This window comes from Vibrio sp. B1FLJ16, assembly GCF_905175385.1.
GTDB lineage: Bacteria > Pseudomonadota > Gammaproteobacteria > Enterobacterales > Vibrionaceae > Vibrio.
Genome location: NZ_HG992749.1, coordinates 160,595 through 173,377, shown reverse-complemented (window position 1 = coordinate 173,377; position 12,783 = coordinate 160,595). Strand labels below are relative to the sequence as shown.

General features: G+C 48.9%; 9 protein-coding genes. 4 read left to right on the top strand and 5 right to left on the bottom strand.

Translation table 11 applies throughout. The annotated features are described in order from the left end of the window. The 3 genes from trmH to KHN79_RS00800 all read left to right on the top strand — a co-directional run bounded on the left by trmH (window position 1) and on the right by KHN79_RS00800 (window position 4,837). A complete protein-coding gene (gene trmH / locus KHN79_RS00810) occupies window positions 1–684 on the top strand; it encodes a tRNA (guanosine(18)-2'-O)-methyltransferase TrmH (protein ID WP_182009836.1) in 684 nt (227 codons plus the stop codon). A 435-nt stretch (window positions 685–1,119) separates the two neighbouring features. Beyond that, window positions 1,120–3,201, top strand: coding sequence for an ATP-dependent DNA helicase RecG (gene recG, locus KHN79_RS00805; protein ID WP_182009837.1), 2,082 nt, complete (start codon window positions 1,120–1,122; stop codon window positions 3,199–3,201). 247 nt (window positions 3,202–3,448) lie between these two features. Beyond that, the gene (locus KHN79_RS00800) at window positions 3,449–4,837 is read left to right on the top strand and encodes a uracil-xanthine permease family protein (protein ID WP_182009838.1); all 1,389 of its coding nucleotides are present in this window, start codon (window positions 3,449–3,451) and stop codon (window positions 4,835–4,837) included. Between the two features lie 85 nt (window positions 4,838–4,922). On the opposite strand, the gene envZ is transcribed toward KHN79_RS00800, so the two are convergent. The 4 genes from envZ to KHN79_RS00780 form a co-directional block, all read right to left on the bottom strand. Further along, on the bottom strand, window positions 4,923–6,215 hold the full coding sequence (gene envZ, locus KHN79_RS00795; RefSeq protein ID WP_182009839.1) for a two-component system sensor histidine kinase EnvZ: 1,293 nt from the start codon (window positions 6,213–6,215) through the stop codon (window positions 4,923–4,925). Between the two features lie 95 nt (window positions 6,216–6,310). Next, complete coding sequence (gene ompR / locus KHN79_RS00790; RefSeq protein ID WP_182009840.1) at window positions 6,311–7,030, bottom strand: two-component system response regulator OmpR; 720 nt, start codon at window positions 7,028–7,030, stop codon at window positions 6,311–6,313. A 108-nt stretch (window positions 7,031–7,138) separates the two neighbouring features. Further along, window positions 7,139–7,621, bottom strand: coding sequence for a transcription elongation factor GreB (greB, locus tag KHN79_RS00785; RefSeq protein ID WP_182009841.1), 483 nt, complete (start codon window positions 7,619–7,621; stop codon window positions 7,139–7,141). Window positions 7,622–7,763: 142 nt separating this feature from the next. Further along, window positions 7,764–9,641, bottom strand: coding sequence for a RimK/LysX family protein (locus KHN79_RS00780; protein ID WP_182009842.1), 1,878 nt, complete (start codon window positions 9,639–9,641; stop codon window positions 7,764–7,766). 213 nt (window positions 9,642–9,854) lie between these two features. Here KHN79_RS00780 and KHN79_RS00775 point away from each other — a divergent pair, with 213 nt between their 5' ends. After that, on the top strand, window positions 9,855–12,182 hold the full coding sequence (locus KHN79_RS00775; RefSeq protein ID WP_182009843.1) for a Tex family protein: 2,328 nt from the start codon (window positions 9,855–9,857) through the stop codon (window positions 12,180–12,182). 79 nt (window positions 12,183–12,261) lie between these two features. Here the strand turns inward: KHN79_RS00775 and KHN79_RS00770 are convergent, their stop codons facing one another. Further along, window positions 12,262–12,726 carry an ATP-dependent Lon protease gene (locus KHN79_RS00770; protein ID WP_182009844.1) on the bottom strand — a complete coding sequence of 155 codons (465 nt, stop codon included), beginning with the start codon at window positions 12,724–12,726 and terminating at the stop codon, window positions 12,262–12,264. Between the last annotated feature and the right edge of the window lie 57 nt (window positions 12,727–12,783).

The window sequence follows — 12,783 nt, the reverse complement described above, 5'->3', positions numbered from 1 at the left end:
ATGAATTTAGAACGCTACAACCGTATCCACCAAGTCCTCAAAGCTCGCCAGACTGATCTGACGTTATGCCTTGAAGAAGTCCACAAACCCAACAATGTCTCTGCGGTTATCCGTACTGCCGATGCTACCGGCCTGCATAAAGTCCACGCGATTTGGCCAGATAAGATGCGCACCCTAAGCCACACTTCAGCGGGCGCACGTAACTGGGTAGAAGTTGACACTCACGACTCAATTGAAGCCGCCATTACCGAACTTAAAGCGCAGGGCATGCAGGTACTGGTGACAAACCTGTCGGAGAAAGCGGTCGATTTTCGTGACATTGACTACACCAAACCAACTGCAATCATATTAGGCAGCGAAAAAGTAGGTGCTTCTGAACAAGCGAAACGGCTCGCCGATCAAGACATCATCATCCCGATGATTGGCATGGTGCAGTCGCTTAATGTTTCTGTCGCCAGTGCGGTAATTCTTTATGAAGCTCAGCGTCAGCGCGAAGCGGCTGGCATGTATGAGCGTGAAGAAAGCGCTTTGCCAGAAGAAACCATCAACCGAATCCTATTTGAACGCGGACATCCAGTTCTAGCCAAAGTGGCCAAACGCAAAGGCCTCGCCTACCCATCACTGGACGACGAAGGTCAAATCGTCGCAGATGAAGCATGGTGGAAAGAGATGCAGCAAAAATAGGTTCTAGGTAAAAGAAAGGCCCTAGATCCTAGGGGGAGCTTGTTGGAAATAAAGCGATAAACGTAGATTGTTATATTTGCTTTTTGGGAATACAGACTACCGAATGTTCGCTTTCCGTATTCAGCCTCCTTTTCCGTCATTCCGAGGAGCCATAGCGACATCAGGAATCTACGTACAACTAATGCAGAAGCGAAGCTAACGCCTTAAGCACCAGTACTCGCGGAAAGTAGATTCTGAATCACGCTCCTTCGTCGCTGTCCAGAATGACGAATTTTAACCATTGAGCTCTGTAATCCGTAAGCGAAGCGCTCCGTATTCCTAGTCTTTTTCTAGGACCTAGGACCTTCTTTACCCTAGGATCTTTATTTATTCCTGTACAAAAACACAGCTCAGTGGTTAACATACTGCAATGTTAACCATTTTCCTGAGCCTGCTATGTCTGCCCAACTGTTATCTGCTGTTCCATTATCCTCACTTTCCGGGGTTGGCGCTAAAGTCGCAGAAAAACTTGCCAAAGTTGGCTTGCACTCGGTTCAGGATTTATTGTTCCATCTTCCTCTCCGCTACGAAGATCGTACTCGTATTTACCCTATCGCCAAACTGCATGCTGGTCTCTGGGCTGCCGTTCAAGGTAAGGTCATGGCGGTAGATACCATCTTCGGTAAGCGCAAGATGCTGACGGTAAAAATCAGCGACGGTAATGGCACCATCACGCTGCGTTTTTTTAACTTTACCGCAGGCATGAAGAACAACTTTGCTCAAGGTAAGTTAGTACACGCTTACGGAGAAGTAAAACGTGGCGGGGTTGGGCTGGAAATCGTTCATCCTGATTACAAGTTTTGCGTCGGCGAGCAAAAGCCCGACGTCGAACAAAACCTGACTCCCGTTTACCCAACGACAGATGGGCTAAGGCAAATCACGCTGCGTAACCTCACTGAGCAGGCACTGACGTTACTTGATAAAGCCGCAGTGCAAGAGTTGTTGCCGTCCGGATTGTACAATCATCAAATCACCATGTCGCAGGCGCTGCATACTATTCACAGGCCGCCGCCAACCATTAATCTGGATGAGTTTGATGAAGGTAAACACCCGGCACAAATTCGCCTGATAATGGAAGAACTGCTAGCGCAAAACCTCTCTATGCTGGCGGTGCGCAGTAAAGGGCAACAAGACATTGCCTTGCCCCTTTCCCAGTGTGAAAAACTGAAAAACCAACTGCTGGCACAACTGCCATTCTCACCGACTAATGCCCAGTCACGGGTAGTGAAAGAGATTGAAAGCGATCTCGAAAAACCACATCCGATGATGCGTCTTGTCCAGGGCGATGTGGGTTCAGGTAAAACGCTGGTTGCGGCATTAGCTGCCGTCCGGGCGATTGAACACGGTTATCAAGTAGCACTCATGGCACCAACCGAGCTTCTTGCTGAGCAGCACGCGATTAATTTTGCCAACTGGTTCGAAGCTATGGGCATTCAGGTCGGCTGGTTGGCGGGCAAACTAAAAGGTAAAGCCAAAGAAACAGAACTCGCACGTATTGCCAGTGGTGAGGCGCAGATGGTAGTGGGTACTCACGCGCTGTTTCAGGAACATGTCGAATTTCATCACCTGGCACTGGTCATTATCGATGAACAACACCGTTTTGGTGTCCACCAGCGCTTAGAGCTGCGCGAAAAAGGCGCTAAGCAAGGCGCTTATCCGCATCAGTTGATCATGACCGCCACGCCTATTCCGCGCACTTTAGCTATGACCGCCTATGCAGATTTAGAAACCTCGGTGATTGACGAGCTACCACCGGGACGAACGCCGATTCAGACCGTCGCGATTCCAGATACTAAACGCGATGACATTGTTGAACGTGTTCGTCACGCCTGTCTTAACGAAGGCAAACAGGCTTACTGGGTGTGTACCCTGATTGATGAATCAGAAGTGCTAGAAGCGCAAGCCGCCGCCGATACTGCGGAAGAGCTGCAGCGCAAACTGCCTGATGTGAAAATTGGCCTGGTTCACGGCCGCATGAAACCGACGGAAAAACAGGCGGTAATGCAGGACTTTAAAGACAACAAGCTCCACCTGCTGGTCGCAACAACCGTGATAGAGGTTGGCGTAGACGTACCGAACTCTAGCCTGATGATCATCGAAAACCCAGAACGACTGGGTCTGGCTCAGCTGCACCAGCTAAGAGGCCGTGTAGGACGAGGCTCTGTCGCCAGCCACTGTGTTTTGCTCTACCACTCGCCACTGTCGAAAACAGCCCAAAAACGTCTCGGGGTACTGCGTGAAAGCAATGACGGTTTTGTTATCGCACAGAAAGATTTAGAAATACGTGGTCCTGGTGAGTTATTAGGTACCAAGCAAACTGGTCTGGCTGATTTTAAGATTGCCGACTTAGTCAGAGATCAGCGCTTAATTCCCGAAGTTCAGCGCATTGCGCGCCACATTCATGACAATTACCCTTCGAACGCGACTGCCATTATTGACCGTTGGTTAGGTGAGCGTGACATTTATTCCAAGGCATAGTCCCCCCAAAGTTTAATAAATAAAATGGCGAAAAAAACAGAGTTATCGCCATTTATTTCCGCAAGAAGCAATCGTTTGCTTTTTAGTTAAATCACTCTATAATCGCGCACAACTTTTAGGGTCTGTTGACCCCAACCAACCTGAGCTGACACTGATTAACAGCAATCACAGATCAAAACATCAGCTCCGTCCAGACCTCCCATTCAGCGAGCTCTGGGGAAGAAACATTGCGACAAGCGAGAAAAACATGACAACTTCAAACCGACCTTCGGAACTGGTCTATCAGTTAAATGATCGTCCACCACTGCCACAAACGATTTTTGCAGCCGTTCAGCACCTGATGGCGATGTTCGTTGCCGTTATCACTCCCTCATTGATCATCTGTCAGTCTTTAGGTGTTCCGGCAGATCAGACCAATACCATCATCAGCATGTCTCTGTTTGCATCAGGGGTCTCTTCCTTTATTCAGATCCGCACCTTTGGTCCGGTTGGTTCCGGGCTGCTGTCCGTACAAGGCACCAGCTTTAACTTTTTGGGTCCAATCATTGGTGCCGGTTTATCCTTAAAAGCCGGCGGAGCAGACATCAGTACCATGATGGCGGCGATATTCGGTACCATTCTGGTCGCCTCATTCGCGGAGATTCTGCTTTCCCGAGTCCTTGAGCACGCGCGCCGCATCATTACCCCGCTGGTGTCAGGTATCGTAGTCACTCTGATTGGTCTGACACTGATTCAGGTCGGCTTGGTCTCTGTGGGCGGAGGCTACGCCGCGATGGGTGACGGCACGTTCGGCAGTCTGGACAAGCTTGCGCTGGCAGGAACCGTACTTGGCTTAATTGTAATTCTGAACCGCTCTAACAATCCGTACATACGCGTAGCTTCTATAGTGATTGCTATGCTGGTTGGCTATGTAATGGCGTACTTTATGGGCATGGTAGACACATCAAAACTGAGTGAAACCAATCTGGTTGCACTGCCTATACCAATGCAGTTTGGTTTATCTTTTGACTGGTCACTGTTTATCCCGCTGGTACTGATTTTCTTTATTACCGCGCTGGAAGCCATTGGTGATATTACCGCAACATCAGAAGTATCAGGCGAACCGGTAAAAGGACCGGTTTACATGAAACGTATCAAAGGCGGCGTTTTGGCAGACGGCCTGAACTCTGCTATTGCTGCTATCTTTAACAGCTTTCCAAACTCTACGTTCAGCCAGAACAACGGCATCATTATGCTGACAGGCGTAGCAAGCCGCTACGTTGGTTATTTCATCTCTGGCATGCTGGTTGTACTTGGCTTATTCCCGGGTGTGGCGAGCTTCGTACAGCTTATTCCTGAACCTGTGCTTGGCGGCGCAACGATCGTGATGTTCGGTACGATTGCAGCAGCAGGTGTACGTATTATCTCTCGTGTGGAGCTAGACCGCCGTGCCATTCTTATCATGGCGCTATCATTTTCTATGGGTCTGGGTATTGCTCAGAAACCAGAGATTCTGCAGTTCATGCCGGAGTTTATTAAGAGTATTTTCTCAACTGGTGTGGCTGCCGGTGGTATCACGGCGATCATCCTTAACCTGCTGTTACCTGAAAAACTGGCAGACGAAGAACTTGCTACTCAGGAAGTTAAAGAATCCTAAACTGATCATAGGATAAGACAAAGCCCGACCTCAAAGCTGAGGTCGGGCTTTTTATTTGTATCGGTGATTATCTAAGTTGGCAAACTCACTTAGTCGGGAAACTGATTTGTACGATCAAGCCACCTTCACTGCGGTTGCGCATCACCACCGAACCTGAATGCTGGCTGACAATTCGCTTAACGATTGCCAGACCAAGTCCGGTGCCCTCACTGCCACGGGCGGTGTCACCCCGCGTAAACGGTTCAAACAGTTTACCGATCTGCCCCGGTTCAATCCCAGGTCCGTTATCTTCAACGGTTACCCAGACCAGCTGATTATCTGCCGTCATCCCCGTCGAGACTTTAATCCATCCATTTCCGTAACGAACCGCATTAACCACTAAATTGGTCACCGCGCGTTTTATCGCGATCGGGTTACCTAATGCCGGTTTGATCGATTCTTCTATTTGCGTCTCAATTTCCTGCTCATAGCCACCCTCTGCGCTGGCTACATCACGAGCGATGTCATTGAGATACACGGCTTCAAATGTCTGGTTATTCACCGGTTTGAGATAATCCATAAACTGGCTGATGATTTCGTTACACTCTTCTGTATCACTGATGATGCCTTCCGCGAGATAGCTGTCCTCTGGTGACATCATTTCCGTTGCTAGACGAATTCGGGTCAGTGGTGTACGCAAATCATGACTGATACCCGCCATCAGCAGTGCGCGATCCTCTTCTAACTCCTGAATACCTTTCGACATCTGATTAAACGCCCGCGTTACAGAACGAATTTCAATCGCACCTTTCTCTGGTAAAGGTGGTGGAATCTCGCCCCGCCCCACGCCTTTAGCCGCCTTCTCCAGGGCAACTAACGGGCGGTTTTGTAAGCGGATAAATAACCAGCCACCGGCGATAATCAGCAGCGCCATAATTAGGCTGTTACGGAACAGCGGTGCGAAATCTTCTTCCTGCAGCTCAGAAAGCGGGATTCGGATAATCGAGTTAGGCATCTGATCGATGTGCATCCACAAGATGTAACTGTCACTGCCTAACATCAGGCGTACTTCTGTCGGAGAATCCAGTTCCTGGGTCATCTCTTCCGACATCAGATCGATCGTCATAGCATGGTTAAACTCTTCTGCTTTTTCGCTGTCGATACTGTGAACCGTCACACCCAGGCGTTCCAACAACTGGCGTCGCAGTGGTGCCTCAGATTTCAGTTCTCCCTCTGCATCGAGAACCAGATTCAGTTCATGGGCAAGAATCTTATTGAACTGCTGCAGACTCGGCATCAGGGCGTAGTTGAAAACGGCGTAATAAGAGAAGACCTGGCTGGCGAGAAGCAAAGAGATAAACAGAAGAATAGATTGGGTGAGTGAACTTTGGATTCGCATGAAAAGTTCCTAGTCGGAGAAGGCTCCTGATAGTGAGTTTTCCGCCCTCGACAGGAGGGTTGAGGACGGAATAACTGGAGTTAAGGATGAACGGATTACGCTTCTTTGCCGTCAGGGACAAACACGTAACCTAAGCCCCACACCGTTTGTATGTAGCGTGGTTTGCTCGGGTCATCTTCCAGCATACGACGCAGGCGGGAGATCTGTACGTCGATAGAACGTTCCATCGCTGAATATTCACGGCCACGTGCCATGTTCATCAGTTTGTCGCGCGACATTGGCTCACGAGCATTGGTAACCAGTGCTTTAAGAACCGCAAACTCACCGGAGGTTAACGGCATCGCTTCATCGCCGCGGAACATTTCTCGTGTTCCGAGGTTAAGGCGGAACTCACCAAACTCAACCACTTTTTCTTCGGTACTTGGAGCACCCGGCAGCTCTATCGTCTGGCGGCGTAATACCGCTTTAATACGTGCAAGCAGCTCACGCGGGTTAAATGGTTTTGGCAGGTAATCATCTGCGCCCACTTCTAAACCGACAATACGGTCAACCTCGTCACCTTTTGCAGTCAGCATCAGAATAGGCAACATGTTGTTGGCATGACGTAAGCGGCGGCAAATGGACAAGCCATCTTCTCCCGGTAACATCAGATCGAGTACCATCAGGTGAAAATTTTCACGCGTCAGTAAGCGATCCATCTGTTCGCCATTAGCTACACTACGAACCTGAAACCCCTGCTCAGAAAGGTAACGCTCCAATAGAGCACGTAAACGAGCATCGTCATCAACCACTAATATTTTATGATTTTCCTGCATTGAAACATCCTTTCAGAAGCATCTGTTGTCGAAAATGTATCACTGTTTCTGCAAACGTGCTTGAGCAAATTGTTACTCTTTTTATCTTAGCGGTACTTTTCAGGTTTTTTAGTGAGTTAAGTTGTACTCAATTGAGTTGATGAACCACTCTTTATCGCCCTCTGGCGTCTTAACCGTGAACTCTTCATCAACCTGTTTTTTGAGCATCGCGCGCGCCATCGGGGAGTCGATCGAGATATAGTCTTTAGCATCGCCATAGATCTCTTCCGGCCCGACAATACGGAACTTCTTCACGTCACCCGCTTCATTCTCTATCTCAACCCAGGCACCAAAAAAGACTTTCCCTTCCTGCTGAGGAGAGTAATCGACAATGGTGACTTCCGGTAAAAACTTTCTGAGGAAACGAACTCGGCGATCAATCTGACGCAACAATCGTTTATTGAAGGTGTAATCTGCATTTTCAGATCTGTCTCCCAGACTGGCAGCCCAGGTGACAATTTTTGTAATTTCCGGGCGTTGTTCATTCCAGAGATAATCATGCTCTTGTTTGAGTTTGTTATAACCTTCACGTGTAATCAGCTTGGTTTTCAATTGCTTTCCTTTTCCGGTGGACAAGTGGTTGTGGTCTGGTTGTCATTCCCGATACGAAGCCCGGAATTATACCCAAAAGCCAGTCTACCCAAAAACCAGAGTGGCGTGATACACAGAGCCACTTTGGCTGTTTTATTGCGCGTTATTTTTTATTATCCAGTTTTTCAGTCAGGATATAATTAGTGTCGCTGGATACCAGTACACCATGTTTTAAAAAGTTTTTACCCAGAATCATACTGAATTTAAAGCGTTCGCGATCCTGTAAATTAACCTCAATTTTCTTCTCCAACTCACCGAGTTTGACACGCATTTCCACTACAGGCCGGACATTCTTTTTCTCGCCTTTTTTCGCCGTGATTTTCATAACGTTGACCACTTCACGGGTAAACTCTGTCTTCACGCCATAGTCATTTTCGTAAGTAAAACTCACCATCTCTTTGCCGTCTTTTTCAAACTGCTTAATATCCGTTGCACTAATCGAGCTTACGTCAGCACCGGTATCCAGCTTAACGGGAAAAGACATACCTTCCACGTCTGCCACTTCAATGTGGCCTGCGCGGAACAGTGGTTTGGCATCTAAAAGATGATCGGCGCGGGAGTTAAACAGCACGCCACCTGCGGCCATGTCATGTCCGAAGACAAAGAATGGTTCAGTTTCGTTGTTCTCCAGAACATCAATGGCGAACTCCAGTGTCTTCTCCTGAGTGCCATAAGAAAAATCACCTTCTACCACTGGGCGCACCATATCGCCCACCTTTAACTTTTTCACAACCGGCTTGGTAATTTTTTCTTCTTTACCCTCTTCATTATTCAAGTAGTAGGTGACGGTCTCCTTCTTACCTTGTCCGCTCATCTCAAAACCGTTGACCCGTAAAAGCGGGGTTTTCACCGCAAACGTCGGGTATGCGGATAGCTGATAACCGTCTATGTTGAGTGTTTCTTCTGAAGAGACCACCAGAGGCTTAGTCATCAATGCACTCTTGAAGCTTTTTTCGATACCACCAAGCAAATTTTCTCTATCGGTATCCACGACAAAATGCTGATTCAATACGTCTTTACCCAAACGAAGCTGAGAGTCGAACCGGCCACGGTCACGCAGATACACCAGCCAGTGCTGGGTTTCATTCTCCGCCACCTTCACTGGCAAATACACCAGAGGTCGTTCACCTTTAGTAGTTTTCAGCATACGAATCAGCGGTTGTGTCATCGGGTGACGCTTACCATTTTCACCTTCCAGGATAAACGAGACCTTTCCTGCTTTCTTATCCACTTTGATATCTAGTGCGTGAGCATTGGTGTAGCGGCTCTTAGTGGAAATACTGACCTTGTACGAAACATCCTCAATGGTGACGAGTTCTTGCTTGCCGATCATTTTCGCTCCGGGTTGTTGCTGCAGATAGTCGTATCCTGCAAATACCCAGGCGTTATCCTCCAGATAAGTTTTACCAATCAGGATCGGCGCGGAAAATTGCTTACGTGCGGTCAGGTTGACCTCTGTGTCGACCTGACGTCCGGCGATTGAGAGAGGTAACTTCACATTCGGCCTTAGAATTGGCTCAGAACTCGTCCGGCTTCTAATCGCGCTGATCCTTTCCAGGTCATCCTCAATTTCTATACGCTTCCCGCTATACGGATGAAGAAGTGAATAAGTCACCTTCAGTTTATAAGGTATAAATTTCTTGGCCCGCCAGTTGGTTTTTGTGCCACCCAAATCGTTCATGACCGCCCACATCAGATCTTTATCTTTGAGATGCTTAAACTGGGGATGTGAGCTGCTCACATGGATGTTTTCAGCATGCATGGAAGTGGTATCTGCGCCGGTATCAATCTTGCCCATAAACGGGACGCCACTCAGCTCCGGAATATCATCGTAATACACGTTTTCCACCCGGCCTAAAACCAGTTTGTCATCCAGTTGGAACAGCGGTTCCTGAGTAGTTGCAGAGAGAGACTGTGCCCAGCTAAACGGAGCAATAAGTAAGGCACCCGTAAGCGCTAAAGCCAAAGACAGTTTTTTCATTATGATTATCCTTATTAACTAAGGTTTATGAACTAAGGTACGTACAGTCGTTCGTTGAAAAATGTTCAATTTAATCAAAGTTTGACAAAAACATGACTGATGTCCACCAGCGTCCGGTAAATTTTTGCGTTGCTAGTTTAAATCATTGCAAATTCGCTCAATGACCCCAATGTTCTACACAATATCCAAACTAAATAGAAAGAGAATACACGGATGAGCCAAGCTATCTGTCGCATGATTGCTCAGGAACTGAATGTTCGCCCTGAGCAAGTCAACGCCGCTGTCACCCTGATTGATGACGGCAACACAGTCCCGTTTATTGCACGTTACCGTAAAGAGGTGACAGGTGGTCTTGATGATACCCAACTGCGCACACTGGACAGCCGTCTGTCTTATCTTCGTGAGTTGGATGACCGCCGCCAGACCATCCTCAAATCTATCCAGGAACAAGGTAAACTGACCCCAGAGCTGGAGCAGGAAATCACTCAGGCAGACAGCAAAACCCGCCTTGAAGATCTCTACCTGCCATATAAGCCGAAGCGTCGCACCAAAGGCCAAATTGCCATTGAAGCAGGCTTGGAACCGCTCGCTGACACGTTGTGGGATCACCCGCAAACCGAACCGGAAAGCGAAGCAGGCAAGTACGTTGATGCAGGCAAAGGCATTACCGATACCAAAGCCGCACTGGATGGTGCACGTGCGATCATCATGGAACGCATCGCAGAAGACGCCAACCTGTTAGAAAAGATCCGTGCTAACCTGAACCGCAACGCTGAGCTAGTTGCCCGAGTTGTCGAAGGCAAAGAAAACGAAGGCGAAAAGTTCAAAGATTACTTTAGCCACAACGAGCCACTTAGCAAAGTACCTTCACATCGTGCACTCGCGATGTTGCGCGGCCGTAATGAAGGCTTCCTCACGCTGGCAATGAATGCCGATCCGGAGCAGGAAGAGGGCGCTCGTCAGTCTTACTGCGAAACCATTATTGCTGATCACTATGGCGTGACACTAAGCAGCGCGCCTGCAGATGCATGGCGTAAACAAGTGATCAGCTGGGCATGGCGCATCAAAGTATCGATGCACATGGAAACCGAGCTGATGGGCGCAATGAAAGAGCGCGCTGAAATCGAAGCGATTGATGTGTTCGCCACCAACCTGAAAGACTTGCTGATGGCAGCGCCAGCGGGTCCACGTGCGACGCTGGGTCTGGATCCGGGTCTGCGTACAGGTTCTAAAATTGCTGTGGTTGATTCCACCGGTAAGGTGCTGACCACGGAAACCATCTACCCTCATCCACCGCAAAACCAATACGACAAATCAGCGCAGGTTGTCGACCAGTTGGTACGTAAGTACAACGTTGACCTAATTGCGATTGGTAACGGTACCGCTTCTCGTGAGACAGACAGCTTTGTCGCGGACCTAATCAAGCGCGGCAACCTGAAAGTACAGAAAATCATGGTCAGTGAAGCAGGCGCTTCAGTTTACTCAGCATCCGAACTGGCCGCGAAAGAGTTCCCGAATATGGATGTGTCACTGCGTGGCGCGGTGTCGATTGCACGTCGCCTGCAGGACCCTCTGGCAGAGCTGGTGAAAATCGATCCTAAATCAATTGGTGTGGGTCAGTACCAGCATGATGTTAGTCAGTCTATGCTGGCGAAACGCTTGGACGCTGTAGTTGAGGACTGTGTAAACGCGGTCGGTGTGGACGTAAACACCGCATCGGCAGCCCTGCTGACCCGTGTAGCGGGTCTTTCCAGTACCATCGCACAGAACATCGTTGATTTCCGTGATGAAAACGGCCGCTTTGATGCCCGCACCACATTGAAAAAAGTACCGCGTCTGGGGCCTAAAGCCTTTGAGCAGTGTGCCGGCTTCCTGCGTATTATGGATGGAAAAAACCCTCTGGATGCCTCTTCGGTTCACCCAGAAGCATACCCGGTGGTTAAAGCAATTGCCGAGAAGAACAGCAAAGACATCAAAGTTCTGATTGGCGACACTGCATTCCTAAAAGGACTGCATGCCGTTGATTACACTGACGATAACTTCGGTGTTCCGACCGTCACTGACATCATCAAAGAACTAGATAAACCGGGCCGTGACCCGCGTCCTGAGTTTAAAACCGCGACTTTTGCTGACGGCGTAAATACCGTTGCTGACCTTGAAACAGGCATGATTCTGGAAGGTGTAGTATCGAACGTGGCAAACTTTGGCGCTTTCGTCGATATCGGTGTCCACCAGGATGGACTGGTGCACATTTCTGCTCTGACAGATCGCTTTGTCTCTGATCCGCGAGAAGTGGTGAAAGCCGGCGACATCGTCAAAGTAAAAGTAATGGAAGTGGATGTTCAGCGTAAACGTATCGCTCTGTCGATGCGTCTGAGCGACGAACCAGGTCAGGACAACCGCAGTCAGCGTTCTGCTGCGCCGCGCCGAAATGACCAGAAAGCGCGTCAACCTCGCCGCGATAATGCTTCAAACCAAGCATCAGGAAACAGTGCAATGGGTGGTGCATTTGCCGCCGCGTTTGCCAAAGCGAAGAAATGACCTTTATCTAACGCCATAAACTGAAAAAGAAAACGCTCCAATCAGACTGCTCTGAATGGAGCGTTTTATTTTATGCTAATCACAACACGGCTATCACGTCTGATGGAGTATGGGGCGCTACCGAGTGACCATAATGAAACCTTATCACCTTCCTGCGCTTTTCCATCAATCCCTGATTGATCGCAGCATCCAGAATGTGCCTGGGTAAGCGAAAGCGTATCGCATAGCCCTTGCCCTGCTCTTCACTGTACGATTTGAGTGCCAGTAAATCGAATAACCTTTCAAACGGGTCTTCAGGCTCTTCGTGATAACGCGCATCGACTTCATGATCCACTTCATAGCCGGGATGCTCTGACGGATCCCAAGAAGATTGACGTCGTCGCTTATCGTCACCTTTTACTTTGCGCTCAGCATTTGCTTTCGCCAATGCGACCGCAGGAGTCACAGGCTCCCGGACTTTGTTATCACGGGCAGCTTGTTCCGTTTGCACATTCACGGATGGGGCGATCAGTGGCACACTTACGTTGGTCGGTGACACAATCATTGCGAACCCTCCTCAGAGTCGCCCAACTCGTCAATATGGCCAGCAAATAAATCCTGG

Bases quoted from the DNA above. Each gene is read 5' to 3' on its own strand.
- envZ (WP_182009839.1), bottom strand. From the start codon at position 6,215: ATGCGAATCCAAAGTTCACTCACCCAATCTATTCTTCTGTTTATCTCT.
- KHN79_RS00775 (WP_182009843.1), top strand. From the start codon at position 9,855: ATGAGCCAAGCTATCTGTCGCATGATTGCTCAGGAACTGAATGTTCGC.
- KHN79_RS00770 (WP_182009844.1), bottom strand. From the start codon at position 12,726: ATGATTGTGTCACCGACCAACGTAAGTGTGCCACTGATCGCCCCATCC.
- recG (WP_182009837.1), top strand. From the start codon at position 1,120: ATGTCTGCCCAACTGTTATCTGCTGTTCCATTATCCTCACTTTCCGGG.
- ompR (WP_182009840.1), bottom strand. From the start codon at position 7,030: ATGCAGGAAAATCATAAAATATTAGTGGTTGATGACGATGCTCGTTTA.
- KHN79_RS00800 (WP_182009838.1), top strand. From the start codon at position 3,449: ATGACAACTTCAAACCGACCTTCGGAACTGGTCTATCAGTTAAATGAT.
- KHN79_RS00780 (WP_182009842.1), bottom strand. From the start codon at position 9,641: ATGAAAAAACTGTCTTTGGCTTTAGCGCTTACGGGTGCCTTACTTATT.
- trmH (WP_182009836.1), top strand. From the start codon at position 1: ATGAATTTAGAACGCTACAACCGTATCCACCAAGTCCTCAAAGCTCGC.